The sequence below is a fragment of the Mycobacterium hackensackense genome (assembly GCF_025822555.1).
Taxonomy (GTDB): domain Bacteria; phylum Actinomycetota; class Actinomycetes; order Mycobacteriales; family Mycobacteriaceae; genus Mycobacterium; species Mycobacterium fluoranthenivorans.
In genome coordinates, this window is sequence record NZ_JACKUC010000038.1 from 329193 (window position 1) to 351201 (window position 22009).

Sequence of the window (22009 nt, forward strand, 5' to 3'; positions counted from 1 at the left end):
CGTCGCTCCGCTCGCCCATCGCCGTCACAGAGTGCCCTTGGTGGACGGCACCCCGCTGACGCGGGGGTCGTATTCGACGGCCTGGCGCAACGCGCGGGCGACCGCCTTGTACTCGGCCTCGGTGATGTGGTGCGGGTCGCGGCCGTAGAGGGTGCGCACGTGCAGGGCGATGCGGGCGTTGAAGGCCAGCGACTCGAACACGTGCCGGTTGATCACCGTGTGATACGGCGTGCTGGACCCGGCGATGGTGAATTCGACCATGTAATCGGGTTCGCCGGTGTGCACGAAGTACGGCCGGCCGGACACGTCGACAGCGGCGTGCGCCAGCGTCTCGTCCATCGGGATGTAGGCGTCCCCGAAACGGCGGATGCCCTTCTTGTCACCGAGCGCCTGACCGAGCGCCTGACCGAGCACGATCGCGGTGTCCTCGACGGTGTGGTGACCTTCGATCTCGATATCGCCCTTGGCGTGCACCGTCAGGTCGAAGCTGGCGTGGCTGCCCAGCGCGGTCAGCATATGGTCGAAGAACGGCACTCCGGTGTCGATGTCGACCTGCCCGGTGCCGTCGAGATCGATCTCGACGGTGATATCGGACTCCTTGGTCTTACGTTCGACCTTCGCGCGGCGGCTCATGAGGCTCCTTGTGGGGCTTCGGTTTTCAGGGCTGTACCGGACTCGGCGAGATCGGCGCTCACATCGAGCAGGACGTCGTTCTCCTCGGCGAGGCCGATGGTGGCGCGCAGGTATCCGGGCAGGCCGACATCGCGGATGAGCACCCCGGCGTCCAGATAGCGCTGCCAGGCCGCGGGCGCATCGGCGAACTCGCCGTAGAGCACGAAGTTGGCATCGCTGGGGATCACCCGGAAACCCATCTCGGACAGGCCTTTCGACACCCGCTCGCGTTCGGCGATGAGCAGTGCGACGCTGCCCAGGGTGTCCTCGGCGTGGCGCAGCGCGGCGCGGGCGGCGGCCTGGGTCAGCGAGGACAGGTGATACGGCAGCCGGACCAGCAGCAGTGCCTCGATGACGGCGGGATCGGCGACCAGATAGCCCAGCCGGCCGCCGGCGAAGGCGAACGCCTTGCTCATGGTGCGGGTGACGATGAGCTTGGCCGGGTACTGCGCGATCAACCCGATGGCACTGGGCTGGCTGGAGAACTCGCCGTACGCCTCGTCGACGATGACCACACCGGGGGCGACATCGAGCAACTGGCGCAGTTCGTCGAGCGTGATGCTCTGGCCCGACGGGTTGTTCGGGCTGGCCAGGAACACCACGTCCGGACGGCATTCCTTGACCGCGGCGACCGCGACGGCGGTGTCGAGCCCGAAGTCGTCGGCACGGGCCGCCTGATGCCAGGTGGTCTGGGTGCCGTCGGAGATGATCGGGTGCATCGAGTAGGACGGGACGAATCCCAGTGCGCTGCGTCCCGGACCGCCGAAAGCCTGCAACAGCTGCTGCAGGATCTCGTTGGAACCATTTGCCGCCCAGACGTTCTCGACGCCGACCCGGACCCCGGTCTGACCGGTCAGATAGGCCGCCAGTTCGGTCCGCAGGCCGACGACATCGCGGTCGGGATAGCGGTGCAGATCCGATGCGGCGTCGCGTACCGAGGCCGCGACATCGTCGATGAGTGCCTGGCTCGGCGGATGCGGGTTCTCATTGGTGTTGAGCCGCACCGGCACGTGCAACTGGGGTGCCCCGTACGGGGACTTGCCGCGCAGGTTCTCCCGCAGCGGCAGGTCGTCAAGGGAGATTCCGGATGTGCTCACTTCTCGAACCTCCGCCGCACAGCTTCGCCGTGCGCGGGCAGATTCTCCGCCTGCGACAGCGTGATCACATGACCTGACACATCTTTGAGCGCCGCCTCGTCGTACTCCACGACATGGATCCCACGCAGGAAGGTCTGCACCGACAGTCCGCTGGAATGCCGGGCGCAACCCGCGGTGGGCAGCACGTGATTGGAGCCGGCGCAGTAGTCCCCCAGGCTCACCGGAGACCATGCGCCGACGAAGATCGCTCCGGCCGAACGGATCCGGCCGGCCACCGCGGATGCGTCGACGGTCTGGATCTCCAGGTGCTCGGCGGCGTAGGCGTTGACCACCGTGACACCGGCATCGATATCGTCGACCAGCACGATCGCCGACTGTTTGCCGGTCAGGGCGGCGGTCACCCGTTCGCGGTGCACGGTCGTGGCCAACTGGTGGAGCACCTCGGCATCGGAGGCGTCGGCCAGCGCCACGCTGTCGGTGACCAGCACGCTGGCGGCCATCTCGTCGTGTTCGGCCTGGCTGATCAGATCAGCCGCGAGGTGCACCGGGTCGGCGGTGTGGTCGGCCAGGATGGCGATCTCGGTGGGACCCGCCTCGGCGTCGATACCCACCTGCGAACGGCAGAGCCGCTTGGCGGCGGTGACATAGATATTGCCCGGGCCGGTGATCATGTCCACCGGAGGGTGATCGGCGTCCCCGTACGCCAGCAGGGCGACGGCTTGGGCGCCGCCGACGGCCCAGACCTCGTCCACACCGAGCAGGGCGGCGGCGGCCAGGATGGTCGGATGCGGCAGGCCGCCGAAGTCCGCCTGGGGCGGGCTGGCGATCACCAGCGAGTCCACCCCTGCGGCCTGTGCCGGCACCACGTTCATCACCACGCTGGACGGGTAGACGGCGTTGCCACCCGGAACGTAGAGGCCGACGCGCTCCACCGGGACCCACCGCTCGGTGACGGTGGCGCCCGGCGCAAGCGTGGTGGTGGTGTCGGTACGGCGTTGGTCGGCGTGCACGGCCCGCGTGCGTTCGATGGCCACCTCGAGGGCGGCGCGGACATCGGCGGGCAACGTCGACAGCGCCGCGGCGAGTTCCCCGACGGGCACCCGGACGGTCTCGGGGCGCACCCCGTCGAAGGAGGCCCCGTACTCCAGGGCCGCGACGGCACCGCGCTCGGCGACGTCGGCGACGATGGGCCGCACCTTGGGCAGCACGGCATCGACGTCGACACCACCGCGGGGCAGGACGGTCCGCAGCCGGGCCGCCGACAGCTCGGCGCCCCGCAGATCGATGCGGGCCATGAAGGGTTGCGGTGCACTCACGGGTCTATTGTCCCAGAGCAGGCCAAATCGAATTCGGGGAGCCGACATGTCCGCTGCGCAGTCTCGCGAGGAACATCCCAACAACGCACCGGGTGTGCCGATGCTGGTGCCGCCCGCGCTGGAGAACTTCCAGATCCGCTACATCAATCCGGTGATCGCACCGCTGGCGAAGCGGCTGCCGGGGTTCACCGTCGTCAAGCATCGGGGCCGCAAATCCGGCACCCCGTACGAGACGACCGTCACCAGCTTCCGTAAGGGCAACACGCTGGCCATCGGCCTCATCCACGGCAAGACCAACTGGGTGAAGAACGTGCTCGCGGCCGGTGAGGCCGATGTGCACCTGTTCAGCGGTGACATCCACATCACCAACCCGCGGGTGCTCCCGGCGGGCACCGACGACCCGTCGCTGCCGCGGATGGCCCGGATGGTCGCCCGGCGGTCGGGTGTGTTCGTCGCCGATATCAGCTGATACCAGCTGATATCGACTTGACCCCGGCTGCGAGACTGAAGCCATGACCTGGCAGGTATGGCTGGCGTTCCTGGGCGCCGCGATCGCGATCAGTCTGTCTCCCGGAGCGGGTGCGGTGCAGTCGATGGCGACCGGGATGACGCACGGCCTGCGTCGCGGCTACTGGAGCATCTTCGGCCTGGAGATCGGGCTGATGCTGCAGTTGGCGCTGGTGGCCGCGGGTCTGGGTGCGGTGGTCACCCGCTCGGTCATCGCGTTCACGGTGATCAAGTGGATCGGCGTCGCCTATCTGGCCTACCTGGCGATCAAGCAGTGGCGCACCGCCACCACCGATCTGCGCGAGCAGGTCGGAAAGTCTTTCGACGGTGGCCGGCTGGCGCTGACGGTCCGAGGCTTCCTGGTCAACGCCACCAATCCGAAGGGGCTGGTGTTCTTCCTCGCGGTGCTGCCGCAGTTCGTGGTGCCCACCGCCGCGTTGCTGCCGCAGTATCTGGCCATCGGGGCGACCATGATCATCGTCGACATCGTGGTGATGGGCCTCTATACCGGCCTGGCCGTGCGGTTGGTCGACTGGCTGCACACCCCGCGCCAACAGACGATCCTGAATCGGGTGTTCTCCGGGCTGTTCGCCACCGCGGCGGTGGTGCTGTCGTTCGTGCGCCGGGGTGTGACGGCCTAGAGCCCGGCGGGGACCGCTTTGTCCCGCGGGCGCCCCAGCATTCTTGATCGACCTTTCTAGATCGCCGGTAGCATAGCGGCCATGCCCCGCCCCGACCGCAGCCGAGCCGCCCTGCTGGATACCGCGGCCGTGTTGTTCCGCAGGCAGGGATACTCGGCCACCGGTATCAACCAGATCCTGGAGGTGGCCGAGGTCCGGGCCGGTTCGCTGTATCACCACTTCCCCGACGGCAAGGCCGAACTGGCGGCCGCCGTGGTCGACAAGGCCGGCGGAGATATCAGCGCGCTGCTGCGCACGCTGCTGGCGACCGACGAACCGGCCGCCGACATCGTGGACCGCTGGGTGGACGTGATGGCCGCCAATCTCAGCACCGACGAGCGCGACGGCTGCCCCATCGAACCGCTCGCCACCGAATCGGTGACGGCCAGCCCGGTCGTGCGGACCGCCTCGGCGAGGGCGTTCGGCAGCTGGATCACCGCGGTGGCCGACCGCCTGCGCGCCGACGGTTGGCCCTCGGAGCAGGCCGAGCAGACCGCGCGCACGATCATCGCGCTGATCGAGGGCGCCCTGCTGCTGTCGCGGGTGGCCGGCGAGCCCAGCGCGCTGCACGCCGCCAAGGCGGCGGCACGGGCACTGCTGGACCGAGACTAGGTGCGCTCAGGTATCCAAGCCGATATCGAGCACCCGCACCGAGTGGGTGAGCGCCCCGACGGCCAGATAGTCCACCCCGGTGGCCGCGTAGGCGGTCGCCGACTCCAGCGACAAACCGCCCGAGGATTCGAGTTTCGTTGCCGGCGAACGACTGTCGCGGCGCTGCACGGCGATCTGGGTCTGCCACACCGGGAAGTTGTCCAGCAGCACCAACTCCACATCGGCGCCCAACACATCGTCGAGCTGCTCCAGCGAGTCGACCTCGACCTCGCACGGTAGATCGGGCGCGGCGGCCCGGACCGCGTTCAGCGCGGCCAGTACGGATCCGGCGGCGGCGACGTGATTGTCCTTGATGAGCGCGGCATCACCGAGGCCCATCCGGTGGTTGACTCCCCCGCCGACCCGCACCGCGTACTTCTGCAGCGCACGCAAGCCGGGCAACGTCTTGCGGGTGTCGCGGATCCTGGCGCGAGTGCCCTCGACCGCGTCCACCCACTGCGCGGTGGCGGTCGAGATACCGGAGAGATGGCAGACCAGGTTGAGCATGGTCCGTTCGGCGGTCAACAGCCCCCGCGTGGGTGCGCTCAAGGTCAGCAGGGCCTGCCCGGCGGCCAGCCGGGTGCCGTCCTCGACGCGGTCCAGCACGGTGTACCCGTCGGGCCCCAGCACCTCGTCGAGCACCAGGAGCGCGAGATCGACCCCCGCGACGACGCCCGGCTCCCGGGTGGCCATCGACGCCACCGTGGTGGCGTCGGCAGCAACGGTCGCCGCCGTGGTGACATCGGCGCCATAGCGCAGATCCTCGTCCAGACCACGGGCGATGACGGCCCGGGCCTCGGCGAGTTCGTCGGCCGACGGTTTCACCGCACACCTGCCGGTGCACTCACCGTGGGCAGTCCGGCGGCATCGACCCGGACGGTGATGCTCTTCGCCTGTGCCACATCGGTTTCCGGATGATCGGCGCGGTGGTGACAACCCCGCGATTCGGTGCGTTCGGCGGCGGCCGCGGCCACCGCACGTGCGGTCATGGTCAAGGCGACATCCTCGAAATCCGTGCGGTTGTCGACGGTGCGCGGCCGCGCGGTGGCCAGGATGCCGACGAGCCGTTGCAGGCCGTCGGCATCGCGGACCACGGAGGCGTCCGTGCTCATCGCGCGCTGCAACTCGGCGCGGTCCAGCGCGGGCGCGCGGAAGGACTGCGAGACGCGGGCCAGTACCGGCCCGGCACTGGCGGCGTGCGCGGCGGCGGCGGCTCCGGCACGCCCACCCACGACGAGCCCTTCCAGCAGGCTGTTGGACGCAAGCCGATTGGCGCCGTGCATCCCGGTGCGCGCCACCTCGCCCGCGGCGAACAGACCCGGTAGATCGGTACGGCCGTACACATCGGTGACGACGCCGCCGCAGCTGTAGTGGGCGCCGGGCACCACCGGGATGGGCTGACGGGCCGGGTCGACACCCGCGGCCAGGCAGGCCGCGGTGACCGTCGGAAACCTGTGTGCCACATCGGAAACCCGGGTGGCATCGAGGTAGACGCAGGGATCGCCGGTCGCCCGCAGCCGGGCATCGATGGCGGCCGCCACCACATCGCGTGGCGCCAGGTCACCCATCGGATGGACACCGGCGGTCACCGACTCGCCCCGACCGTCCACCAGGATCGCGCCCTCGCCACGGATCGCCTCGGTGATCAGCGGGCGGCGCCCGCCGCCCCGTCCCGAACCGGAGCCCGAATACAACATCGTCGGGTGGAACTGGACGAACTCCAGGTCGGCGACCGCCAGACCCGCCTGCAGGGCCAGCGCCACACCGTCGCCGGTGGAGCCGTCCGGGTTGGTGGTCGCCGCATAGAGGTGGCCCAATCCGCCGGTGGCCAGGATGACCGACGGCGCATGCACGACACCCGGCCCCTCGGCGCTGTGCACCAGCACCCCGGTCACCTGATCGCCGTCGTGGCAGATCTGCAGTGCCACATGGTTGCGCCGGATATCCAGGCGGGTGGCCGCGTGGTCGAGGGTGCGCTGCACCTCGGCCCCGGTGGCATCACCGCCGGCGTGGATGATCCGCCGGCGGGTGTGGCCACCCTCGCGGGTCAGTGCCCAATGGCCGGGCCGGGTCTCATCGAAGTGCGCGCCCGCGTCGACCAGATCCGCGACGGCGGTATAGCCGTCGGCCACGATGGAACGGACCGCGTCGACATCACAGAGCCCGCCACCGGCCGCCAGCGTGTCGGCGACATGGGCCTCGACGGAGTCCTCACCGTCGGGCAGCACCACCGCGATCCCGCCCTGGGCGTAGAACGTCGCGGTCTCGGCCACCTTGCTGAGCACGACGACCTTGCGGCCCGCCCGTACCGCGGCCAGTGCGGCGGCCAGTCCGGCCACCCCGGTCCCGATGACGACGACATCAGCCCGCTGTTGCCAGTACCCGACTCCCCCGCAGCTGCTGTACCCCCGAGTCGCTGCGCTCCTGCCCCCAGGGACCGAGACCGCGTTCATTCTCCGCCGCCGGGCTGCCCGATCTCGATCATGCGCTGCACGCTGCGCTGCGCCAGCTTCGCCGTCTCCAGATCGACATGCACCTCGTCGGCGCCCTCGACCAGACAACGCAGCAGCGCCGCGGGGGTGATCATCTTCATATAGGTGCACGAGGCCCGGTCGTTGACCGCCAGGAAGTCGACATCCGGTGCGGCCCTGCGCAGCTGGTGCAGCATGCCGACCTCGGTGGCGACCAGAACCTGGCGCGCCTTGGTCTCGCGGGCGGCGTCGAGCATGCCACCGGTGGACAGGATCTTGACCCGCTCTTCGGGCACCGCGCCCTCGCCGGCCAGGTACAACGCCGATGTGGCACAACCGCATTCGGGGTGCACGAACAGCTCGGCGTCGGGGTGGCTGCGGGCCTGGTCGGCCAGCTCGTCACCGTTGATGCCGGCGTGCACATGGCATTCGCCGGCCCAGATGTGCAGGTTCTGGCGCCCGGTGACGCGGCGCACGTGCGCGCCGAGGAACTGGTCGGGGCAGAACAGCACGGTGCGGTCCTCGGGAATGGAGGCCACCACCTCGACCGCGTTGGACGAGGTGCAGCAGATATCGGTGAGCGCCTTCACCGCAGCGGTGGTGTTGACGTACGAGACCACCACCGCATCCGGGAATTCGTCCTTCCAGGCGCGCAGTTCGTCGGCGGTGATCGAGTCCGCCAGCGAGCAGCCGGCCCGCTGATCCGGAATCAACACCGATTTCTGCGGGGACAGGATCTTGGCGGTCTCGGCCATGAAGTGCACGCCGCAGAACACGATGGTGTCCTCGGGAGCCTCGGCCGCGATCCGGGACAGGGCCAGCGAGTCACCGACGTGGTCGGCCACATCCTGGATCTCGGGTAGCTGGTAGTTGTGGGCCAGCACCGTCGCGTTGCGCAGATCGGCAAGCCGGCGGATCTCGGCGGCCCACTGGCCGTCGCCCACGACGCCGGTGTAGCCACCGGGCCCGTCCGTGATGCGTGCGGCGAGCACGCTGCTGTACGCCCCTGTGCGTGCCCCTGTGCGATCCAGGACCGTCATGGCAGTCTCCTTTTTGCCAACCGAGGTTTTCGACTTACAATCGAAAACATGTCACATACTAGCACCGGCCACGAGGTGCTTGCCGTCGTGTTCCAGGTGCGCCAGCTTTCCACCAAGAAACCGCAGCTCAGCGTGCTTTTATGGGAACGCGCCATGGATCCGCAACGAGGCGCATGGTCGCTCCCGGGCGGACGGCTGCGACATGACGAGGACATGACGAGTTCAGTTCGACGTCAACTGGCCGAGAAGGTCGACCTGCGCGAACTCGCCCATCTGGAGCAGCTTGCGGTGTTCTCCGATCCGCAACGGGTGCCCGGGGAACGCACCATCGCGTCGACCTTCCTCGGCCTGGTGCCCTCCCCCGCCACCCCGGAGCTACCGCCCGACACCCGCTGGCACCCGGTCTCCGCCCTGCCGCCGATGGCCTTCGACCACGGGCCCATGGTCACCAATGCGCACGCCCGGCTGAACGCGAAACTCAGCTATACCAACATCGGCTTCGCCTTGGCGCCAAAGGAATTCGCACTGTCGACGCTGCGCGACATCTACAGCGCCGCACTCGGGCACCCGGTGGACGCCACCAACCTGCAACGCGTGCTCGAGCGCCGCAACGTCATCACCAGGACCGGCACCACGGCGCGTTCGGGCCGCAGCGGAGGACGTCCGGCGGCGCTGTACCGCTTCACCGAGGCCCGGTACCGGGTCACCGACGAATTCGCGGCTTTGCGGCCACCAGGGTGAGTCGGACTGGATTCTTAGACCGTTCTTAAGCAAGAATGCCCGGATGGACTTTGGCAGCTCTGCCGCCGTATCGGACGCCGACTGGATCGGCGCCGCCCCGCACGAGGCGCTGGACCGCTCCGCCCGTCCGCAGTTGCCGAAGGACGACCCCTTCTATGTCGCCCCCGCCGGCTTCCAACACGCCGCCCCGGGCACCGTGTTGCGCAGCCGCGAGGTCGAGCTGGCCTTCCTGGGCCTGATCCCCCAGCAGGTGCGCGCCGTGCAGCTGCTCTACCGGACCACCGATATGAACGGCAATCCCGAGGCTGCCGCCACCACCGTGGTGATCCCCGCCGAGCGCGGCCCCGAACGCGTCTGCCCGGTGGTGTCCTACCAGTGCGCCATCGATGCGATCTCCTCGCGGTGTTTTCCCTCGTACGCGCTGCGCCGCCACGCCGTGGCACCCGGCGCGGTGCCGCAGTTCGAGATGCTGCTGGTCGCCGCAGCCATTGCCGAGGGCTGGGCGGTCTCGGTCCCCGACCACGAGGGTGTCAACGGCAGCTGGGGCACGCCGTATGAACCCGGCTACCGCATCCTCGACGGGCTGCGTGCGGCCATCAGCTCCGAGCAGCTGAGCCTGGCACCCGAAGCCCCCATCGGGTTGTGGGGCTACTCCGGGGGCGGTCTGGCCAGCGCCTGGGCCGCCGAGATGAGCGGAAGCTACGCACCCGAACTCAACATCGTCGGCGCGGTGCTCGGCTCTCCGGTCGGCGACCTGGGCCGGACCTTCCGCAAGCTCAACGGCACCTTCGCCTCGGCACTGCCCGCGCTCGTCGTCTCCGCCCTGGCCGACGTGTACCCCGGCCTGCAGAAGATCATCGCCGAGCACGCCAGCGAGAAGGGCCGCGCCCTGCTCGACCGGCTGCATCACATGACCACCGTCGAAGCCGTCGTGCGGCTGTGGCGCACCGATATGGGCGACATGCTGGACCAGCCGCTCGAGCAGATCTTGGCCACGCCCGAGGTGCAGTATGTCTTCGACGACATCAAGCTCGGGGTCGCGGTGCCCACCCCGCCGGTGCTGATCATCCAGGCCGTGCACGACGAGATCATCTCGGTCGAGGGCATCGACGAACTCGCCGACACCTACGCCTCCGGCGGCGCGAAGGTCACCTATCACCGCGACATGTTCTGCGAGCACCTGCTGCTGCATCCGATGTCCGCGCCCATGGCGCTGCGCTGGCTGTCCGACCGCTTCGCCGGCCGCCCCCTCGGCGAGCACCTGCTGCGCACCAAGTGGCCCACCCTTTTCAACCCGTCGACCTACCGGGGAATGGCCCGGCTGGCGGTCATCACCGCGAAGGTGCTGACCGGGCGACCGGTGCACCGGCTCCCGCTGTCGGTGCTCGACCGCTGACCGGTCAGGGCCGGCCGCGCTGCACCTCGGCCGGCGACGGCAGCTTCCAGTGCCGCCCCTGTTCGCGATCGAAGGACATCGGCTTGTAGCGCAGCAGACCGCTGCCCGGGTACGGCGTGTACTCGCCGAACCACACCTCACCGTCGACGGCGTACAGGTCGACCCGGACGAAATCCCAGTCCGCACCGAGGACGCCGGCGATCTCCATCATCTTGTCCAGTTCCACCGGCCGCTGTTCGTCGGCCACCGGCTGAATCCGCCAGCGCACCGGCAGCCGGCGCCAATCGGCATCCAGGAAGGTCGCGGTCTGCCGGGTCCCGAACCGGCCACGGTTGACCTGGATCAGCTCGATCCGGCCCTCGAAGACGAAGAATTTGTAGTCCACCGGCGGGTGCCCGTCGGGAGTGGGGATGCGTTCCTCGAGCAGGAAGAGCGGACGGGCTTCGCTGTAACCCCACTCGCCGAGTTCCAGCGGTGTCTCCTCGAACCACTGCGCCGTCCGGGCCAGCAGGCCGTCCAGATCGGTGCCGGGATCGGGCCCGAACAGTGCCTGCCCGCTGCTGTGATTGGGTTTGAGCACCCACGGCGGCAGCGTCGTCAGGTCGGGGGCGTCACGCAGATCGGTACCCGACCAGTAGGTGGCCGGGATGCGCAGATCCGCACCCGGGTAAGCCTGCCGGGCCATCTCCTTCATCCACATCTTGTCGCAGGCCTTGACGATCCGGTCCCGGCGGTCGTTGAAGATCCGCCAATTCACCTTCTCGTTGAAGGTTTCCGGCTCGGTGAAGTCACCGGGCCGGCGAATCATCATCAGGTAGAGAACGTGCCGCATCAGGCGAATGGGCACCATCGCGATCAGCCGCCGGCGCGCCGCCCGCAGCCACGGCGGCGTCGCCTTGTACTCCAGCAGGGGCATCGGGTCACGCCTGGCTGGTGAGGTAGCCGCCGCGGCGGAAGAACTTGTCCCCACTGTGCTCGGTACCGTCCGAGGAACGAACCCGGGTGATGACCAGGCCGCGGTTCCCCCCGAGGTAGGCCTCGGGTCCGGCGACCACCGCTCCGCCGTCCTCCTGGACGATCACCCGACCCGGGGTGCCGCCGTAACGGACCTCGGAGAGCTTCGCCTCCAGGACCTCGATGCGCTCGCCGCGATAGAACGCATAAGCCGGCGGATAGGGCTCCGACAGCGCCCGGACCAGCCGCTCCAGGACCTCGGCCGGCCAGTTCCAGTCGAGCAGGCTGTCCCGCTCGGAACGCTTGTGGAAGTACGTCCGCTCCGCCTTGTTCTGCGGGCGCCACTGCGGGGCACCGGATTGCAGCGCATCCAGCGCTTCTTTGAGGGCACCTGGGATGAGCGCGATCCCGCGTTCCACCAGTTCGGTTCCGGTGTCCTTCGGCCCGATCGGCAAGGCGTGCTGCACCAGGATGTCGCCGGTGTCCAGATTCTCGTCCATCCGATGGACGGTCAGCCCGATCTGCGATTCACCGCTGATCAGCGACCACAGCACCGGTGAGAATCCGGTGCCCTTGGGCAGCAGCGAATCGTGCAGGTTCAGCGTGCCGTGGGGCGGGAGCTCGTAGAGTTCCGGCGGCATCCAGGTGTACCAGCTGTTGACCACGATGACGTCGGGTTCGGCCTGCGTGACCAGCGCGATGGTCTCGTGGTCCACCCGCTCGGTGAGGTGCACGGGGATGCCCAAGCTCTGCGCCAGTTCCTCGACCGAGTCGGAGAAGATGCCCTTGTAGGAGTCGTCGCTGGCCGGGTGGGTGACCGCGAGCGCGACCTCGTGTCCCAGATCGACCAACGCTTGAAGTGTCTTCACTCCCCAGGTCTGGAATCCGAAGGACACGATGCGCATGACAAAACCTCACTCAAGATAATTTTCGCGGCGGCTGATTTGCTGGGAAACAGCAATGAGCCAGTCGAATGTATCTATGGAGGCGCGATTTGTGGGGGCTACGTTTGCGAGATCTGCAGCCACCTGCCGTAAGTGCTGTTACGGGGCCTGTCCGGGGGTGACCGGCACGGGAATCGGCGGGTAGACCCCGGCGTACTCCACCGGCGGCCACGCCCCCAGGTCGTCGCGCGGGGTCGACAACGCGAACAGGGTGTAGACCAGTGCCCCCACCGCCGCCGGCACCAGGATGGTCGCGGCGATCTGCAGCGGACCATGGCCGAAGAACAGGGCGGGCGCCTCGGTCACGTAGTGGATCCGGTGCTCCGGGGTCACCGGCGCCGCGGCGATATCGATCACGCCGTAGCGCCAGCGCACCAGCACGGCGCCGACCCCGGCGGCCGCACCGGCCGCCAGGGTCGCGCCGATGGTGAGCGCCGCCAGCAGCACCGGCCCGCGGTGCGCGCGCCACTGCCAGACCAGCACCGACGCCACCACGGTGAGCACGGTCAGGATGCCGACGAACAGGAACTCGCCCAGGAAGAAGTTGTCGGATTCGTTGCCCAGATACGCCGTCACCCGGTTGCCGCTCTTGGTCAGCGCGACCACGCCGCCGATCGGGGGTGCCAGCCAAGCCCACAGGGCACCGGCCGGCACCCCGGCCAGTGCGATACCCGCGCCGACCCGGATTGCGGCGGCAGCCCGCGAAACCTTGGGCGCATCATCATTCATCGGCGGGTGTCCAGGTCCTTGGAGTCGGCCTGCCCGTGCCGCGAACACTTGGCCCACCACCCGTCGGGGCGCACCTGCACGATCATCCTGCGCCCGCACTCGGCGCAGAACCGCGGTGGCTCCAGCCCGAGCTGTGCCGTCGTCGGGCTGACACTGCCCGCCGGACCGCCGGTGTACACGTTGAAATTGCCGGCACCCACGGGCGCGGGCAGGGCGGGCGAATCGCTGATCATCACCACCCGTTCTACAGGGTGGCGTTGAGGGCTTTGATCGGCATCTGCAGATCTTCGAGCAATTCGAGATCGGATTCGGCCGGGCGGCCCAGTGTGGTGAGGTAGTTGCCGACGATCACGGCGTTGATACCGCCGAGGATGCCCTGCTTGGCGCCCAGGTCACCGAGGGTGATCTCGCGGCCACCGGCGAACCGCAGCATGGTGCGCGGCAGCGCCAGCCGGAACGCGGCGACGGCCCGCAGCGCGTCGGCCGCCGGCAGCACCTCCAGATCGCCGAACGGGGTGCCGGGTCGCGGGTTCAGGAAGTTCAACGGCACTTCGTGCGGGTTGAGCTCGGCCAGGTTGGCGGCGAACTCGGCGCGCTGCTCCAGCGTCTCGCCCATCCCGAGGATGCCGCCGCAGCAGACCTCCATGCCGGCCTCGCGCACCATCTCCAGCGTGCCCCAGCGCTCTTCCCAGGAGTGGGTGGTGACGACATTGGGGAAGTACGACTGCGCGGTCTCCAGGTTGTGGTTGTACCGATGTACACCCATGTCCTTGAGACGGTCCACCTGCTCCTGGGTCAACATGCCCAGCGAGCAGGCGATCTGGATGTCGACCTCGTTGCGGATGGCTTCGATACCCGCGGCCACCTGGGCCAGCAGACGCTCGTCCGGGCCGCGAACCGCGGCCACGATGCAGAACTCGGTGGCGCCGGTCTTGGCGGTCTGCTTGGCCGCCTCCACCAGGCTCGGGATGTCCAGCCACGCACTGCGCACCGGCGAGGCGAAAAGGCCCGACTGCGAACAGAAGTGGCAGTCCTCGGGGCAACCGCCGGTCTTGAGGCTGATGATGCCCTCGACCTCGACCTCGGGTCCGCACCACTTCATGCGCACCTCGTGCGCAAGCGCCAGCAGCTCGTCGAGCTGGTCGTCGGGCAGCTGGAGCACCTGCAGCGTCTGGTCCTGATCGAGGCCCACGCCGCGTTCGAGTACCTGCTCGCGTGCCTGAACCAGAATGTCGCTCACCGAATTGCCTCCATCAGCCTCTTGAACACCGTTCAGGTTAGAGTAACGGTGTGCAGCTGCACAAACGTGACGTAATCGATGCCGCAACGGCGATCCTGGACAACTTCGGGATGGCCGACCTCACCATGCGCAGGCTCGCGCGCGAGCTCGCCGTCAGCCCGGGCGCGCTGTACTGGCACTTCGCCAACAAGCAGGAGCTGCTCGGGGCGGTTGCCGACCGCATTCTGCAACCCGCCCTGGAGCCGCACACCCCACCAGGCTGGCGCGACCAGATCGCCGACGGCTGCCACCGACTGCGGGATGCCCTGCTGTCGCACACCGACGGCGCCGAGTTGGTGTCGGCCAGCTTGGCGGCGGGCCAATCCGCGGCGATGACCGAGATCGTCACCCGGCTCGCGGCGGCGGCCGCGGATGCCGGAGTCGCGGGCTCGGACGCAGAACTGGCCGCCCGCACCGTCGTCTACTACGTGCTCGGCTTCACCGCCGACGAACAGTCCCGGCTGCAGTGGGATGCCGCAGGGGCCACGTTGCCCGACGGCCAGTCCGTGCTCACCGCCGAACCGTCACGCCGCTTCGCCTTCGGTCTCACCGTGCTGATCGACGGCCTTGCCGCGCATGGTGATTCAGGGCTACTGCATACCGTTCGCGACGACCTCACGCAACGCCGCCTCGGCTGAGCTCTCCCCCGTCACCGACACCGAGCCGCCGCGCGTCCACGCCCACAGCGCCAGATCCTGTGCGGGCGCGGTCACCGTCGCCTCGGGCCGCCCCGCCGAAGCCCGCACGGTCCATGTCCCCAGCATTCCAGAGACACTTGACTTTCCAATCGGGAAAGTGGAGCCTTGTTTCCAGGCAGGAAAGTGGGGAGGCGTCATGGACGAGATCACACCGGAGGGGGCGCGCAACGCCCTCGAGACCGCCGAGCGAGCACGGCGGCAGGTGGCCGCGGAGGTCGGGCTGCCCCGCGGTTACTGGTGGGCGATGGCCGCCGCCTGGGTGGGGCTCGGACTCCTGGGCGATTTCGGCCCGGGCTGGCTGGCCACCGTCGCCACGGTGGGTTTCGCGGTCGGCCACAGCACGGTGGCGTCGCGCCTGCTCAGCGGCCGGCACCGGTCCGGGCGGGTGCAGGTCAGCGCCGCCACCGCGGGATCGCGAATACCGCTCGTGATGATCGGCATCCTGCTCAGCCTGGTCGTGCTGACCGTCGTCACCGGATTCGCGCTGCACGCCGACGGCGTCCGGCACGCCGGCACCTGGGCGGCGATGGTGGCCGCCGCCGTCGTCGGGTTCGGTGGCCCGGAGATCCTGCGGGTCACGCGCCGGTGGGCACATGCCTGAACCGGCGCGCTTCGACGAACTGATCCATCCCAGCACCCGGCTCACCCTGGTGGCCACCCTGGCTGCGGCCGACTGGGCCGAGTTCGGCTATCTGAAGGAACGCGCCGGACTGTCCGATTCCGCGTTGTCCAAACAGCTGACCATCCTCGAAGAGGCCGGATACCTGCACACCGAGCGTCGACTCGAGGGCAGCCGGCACAAGGTGCGGGCCCGCTTGACCGACGCCGGACGGCACGCCTACCTGGGCCATATCGCCGCGTTGAACGCGATCGTGTCGGGGCGGCTCACCGAGCCGCAGCCCTAGCCGTCAGCCGATCGGGTACTCACTCCTGGCGTCACCGTCCCAGCGCCTCAGACGCACCAGCGTCCCGTCGATATCCGCGCCTGCCAACGGCATCGCGCGGTCCAGCTGCGCGGCGTCGACGCGCCTGGCCAGCGTGACATGTGGCGTCCAGTGACCCGGCACCGCGTGCGCGAACGCACCGGAAGGCATGTGCGGCAGGCAGATCCGGTAGATATCGGCATGTAGCTCGAGCAGCTCCACGCGCGGCACGACCAGCCGCGCCAGGGTGAACGGTCCGCGCCCGAACAGCACCGGGGCGCCGATCCGGCAGGACAGCGGCAACGCCGTTGCCGCGGCGGACAACTCGGGGTCGACATCTCCGGCGATCCCGGCCGACACCGTCATCGTCACGTGCGGCCGGTTACTCGGCCCGCGATGCGCGGCCTGACTGCGGATCCCCTTCTCGGCCAGAGCCTCCCACACACCGCGGATCGCAGCGTCGGTCTCGGGATCCAGTAGCAACTCGACCGAATGGGCCATCGCTAGACCAGGCTCGCGAGCCAGTCCGCGTCGAACGCCGCCGCGCTGATCGCCCCGAAATCGCCGACGGTGGCGGCCCCCGCGGGTAGCGCGGCGCGCACCGGCGCGAGAGGCGCCAGCGCCTCCCGATTTCCCGATTCGGCGACACCGGGATCGTGCGGCCACGAGCCGATCACCAGGCCCGCACACGGAACATCATGAGCGGCAAGCGCTTCCAGCGTGAGCGCGGTGTGGTTGAGGGTGCCCAGACCCGGCGCGACGACAAGCAGCACCGGGGCGCCCAGGTCGACGGCCAGCTCGCGCAGCGTCACACCGTCGGCGCCGAGCTCGACGAGCAGCCCGCCGGCGCCCTCGACGAGGGTGAGACGCCCGGGCCGATCCACGGCCCGCACCGATGCCACCAGCTCGGCCCGGGTCGGCAGGTCCATACCCGCCCGGTGCGCCGCGGCGACCGGGGCCAGCGGCTCGGGATAACGCCACCCGCCGTGCAACTCCATGACCCCGGACAGCCGGCGCACCTCGCCGAGGTCGTCATCCCCCTCGATCGTGCCGGTCTGTACCGGCTTGCACACCGCGACGTCGATGCCGGCCAGCCGGGCGGCTGCCGCCAGCGCCGCGGTGGTCACCGTCTTGCCGACGCCGGTGTCGGTGCCGGTCACCAGCAGCACGCTCACCGGGTCCTCATCGAGCCGAAGCCAGGACCTCGGTGAGCACGGCGCGCGCCAGGTCCATCTCGTCATCGGTGAGCGAGGCCCGCGCGGTCAGCCGCAGCCGGGACGTGCCCGCGGGCACCGACGGGGGGCGGAAACAGCCCACCCGTACGCCGCGGTCCAGGCAGGCCGCCGCAGCCGCCACCGCCACGTCGGGTTCGCCGAGGATGACCGACACCACCGCGGAGGTGGGTTCCTCGGGCACCCCGCAGATCCGGGTGAGTTCGGCGGCGCGGCGCAACACCGTCGCGGCGCGATGCGGCTCGGCGATGAGCACCCGCAGGGCGGCCAGCGCCGCGCCCACCGCTGCCGGCGCCAGCCCGGTATCGAAGATGAACGGACGAGCCGCGTCGATCAGGTGCCCGCGCACCGCCTCCGGTCCGAGGACCACCCCGCCCTGCGCACCGAGCGCCTTGGACAGCGTCGTCGTCATGACCACGTCGGGGGCACCGGCCAGGCCGGTCTCGTACAGCAGGCCCTGTCCGCCGTTACCGCGCACCCCGATTCCGTGCGCCTCGTCGACCAACAACAACGCGCCGTGCCTGCGGCAGACGTCATGCAGTTCACGCAGCGGGGCCAGCGCGCCGTCGGTGGAGAACACCGACTCGGTGACCACCACGGCGCGGTCCTCCGCGCGGTCGGCGAGGGTCCGCTCCACGGCGGCGACATCGCAGTGCGGGGCGACCGTCACCCGGGCCCGCGACAGCCGGCAGGCGTCCACGAGTGAGGCGTGGGACAGCGCATCGGAGACGATCAGCGACCCGGGGCCGGACAGCGCCACCAGCGCGCCGAGGTTGGCGGTGTAGCCGGAGGAGAACACCAGTGCCGACTCCGCGCCGGTGAACCGGGCCAGCTCGGCCTCGAACTCCTCGTGCAGTTCGGTGTTGCCGGTGACCAGCCGCGATCCGCCCGCACCGGCACCCCAGGTGCGCAGCGCCTCGACCCCACCGTCGAGAACGGCGGGGTGCTGCGACAGCCCGAGGTAATCGTTGGAGGCCAGGTCCAGTTCGGCGCCGACCGGCGGTCGCACCCGCAGCGCACGCCGCAGACCGGCCTCGCGGCGCTGCTGTTCCACGTCGGCCAGCCAGGCCAGCGGTGAGAGTCCGGTGCGCGTCACTGCGGTTCCTTTCGCGACTTGAACACCGTTCAGGTTAATGCATGCGCGACGGCCACCATCGCCGAACCGATCTGGGCGACCTCGGCGGGCGTGCAGATGAACGGCGGCATGGCGTAGACGAGCCGGCCGAACGGGCGCAGCCACACCCCGTGGTGCAGCGCCGTCTCGGTCGCCACCGCCATGTCGACTGGGTCGACCATCTCGATGACGCCGATCGCACCGAGCACCCGGACATCGGCGACCCCGGCCAGCTCCCGTGCCGGCTCCAGACCGCTGCGCAATCCGGTCTCGATCTCCGCCACCCGGGCCTGCCAGTCACCGCCCAACAGCAGCTCGACCGAGGCCACCGAGACCGCACAGGCCAGGGCGTTGGCCATGAACGTCGGACCGTGCATCAAGGCGCCCGGCTCACCGGAGCTGATGGTCCGCGCCAGCGCCGATGTGCACAGGGTGGCGGCCAGTGTGACGTATCCCCCGGTCAGCGCTTTACCGACGCACATGATGTCGGGTGTGACGCCGACGTGGTCGGCGGCGAACAGGGCGCCGGTGCGCCCGAAACCGGTGGCGATCTCATCGAAGATCAGCAGGACGCCGTGCCGATCGCACGCCGCACGCAGGTCGGTCAGGTACCGCGGGTCGTGAAAGCGCATGCCGCCGGCGCCCTGCACCACCGGCTCGACGATCACCGCGGCCAGTTCGTCGGCGTGTTCGGCCAGTTGCGCCTCGAAGGCGGCGCTGTAGGCGACGTCGTATTCGGTGGGCACCCGCGGGGCGAAGACCTGCGGGGTGAGCACATCGGTCCACAGGTCGTGCATGCCGCCGTCCGGGTCGCACACGCTCATGGGTGTGAAGGTGTCGCCGTGGTAGCCGCCCCGCCACGTCATCAGCCGGTGTTTGGCGGGCCGGCCCAGACTGCGCCAGTACTGCAGCGCCATCTTGGCGGCCACCTCCACCGCGACGGACCCGGAATCGCTGAAGAACACCGTCTCCAGCCCGGCCGGGGTGATGTCGACCAGCAGCTGAGCCAGCCGCGCCGCGGGCTCGTGGGTCAACCCGCCGAACATCACGTGGTTCATCGTGGCCAGCTGGGCGGTGATGGCCGCGTCGAGCACCGGGTGGCCGTGCCCGTGCACCGCCGTCCACCACGAACTCATCGCGTCCAGCGCCTGGACGGGCTTCCCGTCGTGCACCAGCGTCAGCCAGGCGCCCTTGGCGGCCAGGGCGACCACCGGTGCCGGCGCCCCGGCGCCGATGGTGCTGTAGGGGTGCCACACATGTGCGGTATCGATTGCGCTGATCTCGGACGGTGTCAACGCGGACATGAGATCCGACACTATCGCTTTGCTCGGCGACTGTGACTCGGCGCCCGCGACCTGAGCTCTGCAGGGTTCTTAGGTAGATTAAGTCACCGACCATGAAGACCCCCGCCATCCACCGGCCTGATTCCGTTTCCCATGTCGGTTCCACCTCCGGTGCTCCCAAACGCGCCGAAATGGGCACCCGCACATCGGGTTTCTACCGGCACGACCTGGACGGGCTGCGTGGGGTCGCCATCGCCCTGGTCGCCGTGTTCCATGTCTGGTTCGGCCGTGTTTCCGGTGGTGTCGACGTTTTCCTGGCTCTGTCGGGGTTCTTCTTCGGCGGCCGCCTGCTGCGTACCGCGCTGCGCCCGGGTGCCTCGTTGCGGCCGGCGCCCGAAGTCATCCGACTGGTGCGGCGACTGCTCCCGGCCCTGGTCGTGGTGCTCGCGGCGGCCGCAGTGCTCACCATTCTGGTGCAGCCCGAGACGCGCTGGGAGACGTTTGCCGACCAGAGCCTGGCGAGCCTGGGCTACTACCAGAACTGGGAGCTGGCCGACTCGGCCTCGAACTACCTGCGGGCCGGGGAGGCCGTCAGCCCGCTGCAACACATCTGGTCGATGTCGGTCCAGGGCCAGTTCTACCTCACGTTCCTGGTGCTGGTTTTCGGGTTCGCGTACCTGTTCCGCAACCGCATGGGCCGGCACCTGAGAACGGCGTTCATCGTGCTCATCGGGGCACTCACCATCGCGTCGTTCGTGTACGCGATCATCGCGCACAACGCCGATCAGGCCACGGCGTACTACAACAGCTTCGCCCGCGGTTGGGAGATGACGGCGGGTGTGCTGGCCGGCGCGCTGGTGCCGCGGGTGCGCTGGCCGATGTGGCTGCGCACCGCGATCGGCACCCTCGCACTGGCCGCGATCGTGGGCTGCGGCGCTCTCATCGACGGGGTGCGCGAGTTCCCGGGGCCGTGGGCGCTGGTCCCCGTCGGCGCCACCGTGCTGTTCATCCTCTCGGCGGCCAACCGCGGCGACGCACCGCTGCCCGCACCCAACCGGCTGCTGGCCACCAAGCCTTTCGTCTCGCTGGGGTCGATGGCGTACGCGCTGTATCTGTGGCATTGGCCACTGTTGATCTTCTGGCTGGCCTACAGCGGAGGGTCGCATGCCGGTCTGCTCGACGGGTCCGTCGTGCTTGTGATCTCCGGGGTGCTGGCCTGGCTGACGACGCGCTATGTGGAGACACCCCTGCGTTATCGCGCGCCGGCGGCGCGCACGGCCCCGGTGATCGCCGTGTCCTGGCGGACCCGGCTGCGTCGGCCGACCATCGCGCTGGGCTCGGTGGTGACCCTGCTCGGGGTGGCGCTGACGGCGACGTCGTTCACCTGGCGCGAGCACGTCACCGTGCAGCGGGCCAACGGTAAGGAGCTTTCCGGGCTCTCGTCGCGCGACTATCCCGGCGCGCGGGCGCTGATCAACAACGCCAAAGTGCCCAAGCTGCCGATGCGCCCCACCGTGCTGGAAGCCAAGAACGATCTGCCCGAAACCACCGATGACGGCTGTATCAGCGATTTCGACAGTGTCGACATTCTCAACTGCACCTACGGCGACAAGGATGCGTCGCGGACCATCGCTCTGGCCGGGGGCTCACATGCCGAACATTGGATCACCGCGCTGGATCTGCTCGGCCGGATCCACCACTTCAAGATCGTCACCTATCTCAAGATGGGTTGCCCGTTGACCACAGAGGAGCATCCTCTGGTCATGGGCGACAACCGGGCGTACCCGAACTGCCGGGAGTGGAACGAGAAGGTGATGCCCAAGCTGCTGGCCGACCATCCCGACTATGTGTTCACCACCTCGACGCGCCCGTGGAACATCAAGGACGGTGACGTGATGCCGGGCTTCTATATCGGCATCTGGAAGGCCTTCGCCGACGCCGGGATCAACGTGCTCGCGATGCGCGACACCCCGTGGTTGGTGCGGGACGGAAAGCCCTATTTCGCCGCGGATTGCCTCGCCGACGGGGGCGATTCCATCTCGTGCGGCATGAAGCGCTCTGAGGTACTGTCCGACCACAACCCGACCCTCGATTTCGTCCAGCAGTTTCCGAACCTCAAACCACTCGACATGAGTGACGCGGTGTGCCGACCAGACATCTGCCGAGTTGTGGAGGGAAATGTGTTGATGTACCACGATTCTCACCACATATCGACGACCTATATGCGGACCATGACGAACGAGCTGGGGCGTCAGATGGCCGCCGCGACCGGTTGGTGGTGA

The 22009-nt window shown here is 69.1% G+C and carries 25 protein-coding genes; 9 read left to right on the plus strand and 16 right to left on the minus strand.

Annotated features, from left to right (window positions below; translation table 11 throughout):
* Positions 1 to 24: 24 nt before the first annotated feature.
* The 3 genes from hisB to hisD are packed head-to-tail and all read right to left on the minus strand — an operon-like array spanning position 25 to position 3064.
* On the minus strand, positions 25 to 633 hold the full coding sequence (gene hisB / locus H7J86_RS30330; RefSeq protein ID WP_090357863.1) for an imidazoleglycerol-phosphate dehydratase HisB: 609 nt from the start codon (positions 631 to 633) through the stop codon (positions 25 to 27).
* Positions 630 to 1769: a histidinol-phosphate transaminase gene (locus H7J86_RS30335; RefSeq protein WP_267295496.1), complete on the minus strand. Its 1140-nt coding sequence runs from the start codon at positions 1767 to 1769 to the stop codon at positions 630 to 632. The genes hisB and H7J86_RS30335 overlap by 4 nt, the downstream gene beginning before the upstream one ends.
* Positions 1766 to 3064, minus strand: a complete 1299-nt coding sequence (hisD, locus tag H7J86_RS30340; protein ID WP_267295782.1) for a histidinol dehydrogenase — start codon at positions 3062 to 3064, stop codon at positions 1766 to 1768. The genes H7J86_RS30335 and hisD overlap by 4 nt, the downstream gene beginning before the upstream one ends.
* 67 nt (positions 3065 to 3131) lie before the next feature.
* On the opposite strand from hisD, the gene H7J86_RS30345 reads away from it, so the two are divergent.
* From H7J86_RS30345 to H7J86_RS30355, 3 genes are all read left to right on the plus strand, one after another.
* Positions 3132 to 3554 carry a nitroreductase family deazaflavin-dependent oxidoreductase gene (locus H7J86_RS30345; RefSeq protein ID WP_090357866.1) on the plus strand — a complete coding sequence of 141 codons (423 nt, stop codon included), beginning with the start codon at positions 3132 to 3134 and terminating at the stop codon, positions 3552 to 3554.
* A 43-nt stretch (positions 3555 to 3597) separates the two neighbouring features.
* The gene (locus H7J86_RS30350; RefSeq protein ID WP_090357867.1) at positions 3598 to 4233 is read left to right on the plus strand and encodes a LysE family transporter; all 636 of its coding nucleotides are present in this window, start codon (positions 3598 to 3600) and stop codon (positions 4231 to 4233) included.
* Between the two features lie 81 nt (positions 4234 to 4314).
* Complete coding sequence (locus H7J86_RS30355) at positions 4315 to 4884, plus strand: TetR/AcrR family transcriptional regulator (protein ID WP_267295498.1); 570 nt, start codon at positions 4315 to 4317, stop codon at positions 4882 to 4884.
* Between the two features lie 6 nt (positions 4885 to 4890).
* Here the strand turns inward: H7J86_RS30355 and nadC are convergent, their stop codons facing one another.
* Genes nadC through nadA form a run of 3 tightly spaced genes read right to left on the minus strand, consistent with a single transcriptional unit; the run spans position 4891 to position 8434 of the window.
* Positions 4891 to 5748, minus strand: coding sequence for a carboxylating nicotinate-nucleotide diphosphorylase (gene nadC / locus H7J86_RS30360; RefSeq protein WP_267295500.1), 858 nt, complete (start codon positions 5746 to 5748; stop codon positions 4891 to 4893).
* A complete protein-coding gene (locus H7J86_RS30365; protein WP_267295502.1) occupies positions 5745 to 7376 on the minus strand; it encodes an L-aspartate oxidase in 1632 nt (543 codons plus the stop codon). Before H7J86_RS30365 ends, nadC begins: the two co-directional genes overlap by 4 nt.
* Positions 7373 to 8434, minus strand: coding sequence for a quinolinate synthase NadA (nadA, locus tag H7J86_RS30370; RefSeq protein WP_267295504.1), 1062 nt, complete (start codon positions 8432 to 8434; stop codon positions 7373 to 7375). The genes H7J86_RS30365 and nadA overlap by 4 nt, the downstream gene beginning before the upstream one ends.
* Before the next feature lie 48 nt (positions 8435 to 8482).
* On the opposite strand from nadA, the gene H7J86_RS30375 reads away from it, so the two are divergent.
* Positions 8483 to 9175, plus strand: coding sequence for an NUDIX hydrolase (locus tag H7J86_RS30375; protein ID WP_267295506.1), 693 nt, complete (start codon positions 8483 to 8485; stop codon positions 9173 to 9175).
* Between the two features lie 43 nt (positions 9176 to 9218).
* Positions 9219 to 10571, plus strand: coding sequence for a lipase family protein (locus tag H7J86_RS30380; protein WP_267295508.1), 1353 nt, complete (start codon positions 9219 to 9221; stop codon positions 10569 to 10571).
* Positions 10572 to 10575: 4 nt separating this feature from the next.
* Here the strand turns inward: H7J86_RS30380 and H7J86_RS30385 are convergent, their stop codons facing one another.
* From H7J86_RS30385 to bioB, 5 genes are all read right to left on the minus strand, one after another.
* Complete coding sequence (locus H7J86_RS30385) at positions 10576 to 11487, minus strand: ATP-grasp fold amidoligase family protein (protein ID WP_267295510.1); 912 nt, start codon at positions 11485 to 11487, stop codon at positions 10576 to 10578.
* 4 nt (positions 11488 to 11491) lie between these two features.
* Complete coding sequence (locus H7J86_RS30390; protein ID WP_267295512.1) at positions 11492 to 12430, minus strand: methionyl-tRNA formyltransferase; 939 nt, start codon at positions 12428 to 12430, stop codon at positions 11492 to 11494.
* A gap of 138 nt (positions 12431 to 12568) precedes the next feature.
* Complete coding sequence (locus H7J86_RS30395; protein ID WP_267295514.1) at positions 12569 to 13198, minus strand: DUF2567 domain-containing protein; 630 nt, start codon at positions 13196 to 13198, stop codon at positions 12569 to 12571.
* Entirely contained in the window at positions 13195 to 13431 is a 237-nt protein-coding gene (gene bsaP, locus H7J86_RS30400) for a biotin synthase auxiliary protein BsaP (RefSeq protein WP_267295516.1), read from the minus strand. Before bsaP ends, H7J86_RS30395 begins: the two co-directional genes overlap by 4 nt.
* 11 nt (positions 13432 to 13442) lie before the next feature.
* A complete protein-coding gene (gene bioB / locus H7J86_RS30405; RefSeq protein WP_090357888.1) occupies positions 13443 to 14438 on the minus strand; it encodes a biotin synthase BioB in 996 nt (331 codons plus the stop codon).
* Between the two features lie 50 nt (positions 14439 to 14488).
* Here bioB and H7J86_RS30410 point away from each other — a divergent pair, with 50 nt between their 5' ends.
* Positions 14489 to 15115, plus strand: a complete 627-nt coding sequence (locus H7J86_RS30410; protein WP_267295518.1) for a TetR/AcrR family transcriptional regulator C-terminal domain-containing protein — start codon at positions 14489 to 14491, stop codon at positions 15113 to 15115.
* Here H7J86_RS30410 and H7J86_RS30415 read toward each other — a convergent pair.
* The gene (locus H7J86_RS30415; RefSeq protein ID WP_267295520.1) at positions 15068 to 15241 is read right to left on the minus strand and encodes a hypothetical protein; all 174 of its coding nucleotides are present in this window, start codon (positions 15239 to 15241) and stop codon (positions 15068 to 15070) included. The genes H7J86_RS30410 and H7J86_RS30415 overlap by 48 nt on opposite strands.
* Before the next feature lie 70 nt (positions 15242 to 15311).
* Here H7J86_RS30415 and H7J86_RS30420 point away from each other — a divergent pair, with 70 nt between their 5' ends.
* Positions 15312 to 15776: a hypothetical protein gene (locus H7J86_RS30420; protein WP_267295522.1), complete on the plus strand. Its 465-nt coding sequence runs from the start codon at positions 15312 to 15314 to the stop codon at positions 15774 to 15776.
* Complete coding sequence (locus H7J86_RS30425) at positions 15769 to 16080, plus strand: transcriptional regulator (protein WP_267295524.1); 312 nt, start codon at positions 15769 to 15771, stop codon at positions 16078 to 16080. The genes H7J86_RS30420 and H7J86_RS30425 overlap by 8 nt, the downstream gene beginning before the upstream one ends.
* 3 nt (positions 16081 to 16083) lie before the next feature.
* Here H7J86_RS30425 and H7J86_RS30430 read toward each other — a convergent pair whose 3' ends face one another.
* From H7J86_RS30430 to H7J86_RS30445, 4 genes are read right to left on the minus strand one after another with little or no spacing between them, the layout of a single operon-like run.
* Positions 16084 to 16599, minus strand: a complete 516-nt coding sequence (locus H7J86_RS30430; protein ID WP_267295526.1) for a 2'-5' RNA ligase family protein — start codon at positions 16597 to 16599, stop codon at positions 16084 to 16086.
* Between the two features lie 2 nt (positions 16600 to 16601).
* The gene (gene bioD, locus H7J86_RS30435) at positions 16602 to 17273 is read right to left on the minus strand and encodes a dethiobiotin synthase (protein ID WP_267295528.1); all 672 of its coding nucleotides are present in this window, start codon (positions 17271 to 17273) and stop codon (positions 16602 to 16604) included.
* Positions 17274 to 17280: 7 nt separating this feature from the next.
* On the minus strand, positions 17281 to 18426 hold the full coding sequence (locus H7J86_RS30440; RefSeq protein WP_267295530.1) for an 8-amino-7-oxononanoate synthase: 1146 nt from the start codon (positions 18424 to 18426) through the stop codon (positions 17281 to 17283).
* 29 nt (positions 18427 to 18455) lie between these two features.
* Positions 18456 to 19748: an adenosylmethionine--8-amino-7-oxononanoate transaminase gene (locus tag H7J86_RS30445; RefSeq protein ID WP_267295532.1), complete on the minus strand. Its 1293-nt coding sequence runs from the start codon at positions 19746 to 19748 to the stop codon at positions 18456 to 18458.
* Between the two features lie 92 nt (positions 19749 to 19840).
* Between H7J86_RS30445 and sucT the strand changes: the two genes are divergently transcribed.
* Positions 19841 to 22009: an acetyltransferase SucT gene (sucT, locus tag H7J86_RS30450; protein WP_267295534.1), complete on the plus strand. Its 2169-nt coding sequence runs from the start codon at positions 19841 to 19843 to the stop codon at positions 22007 to 22009.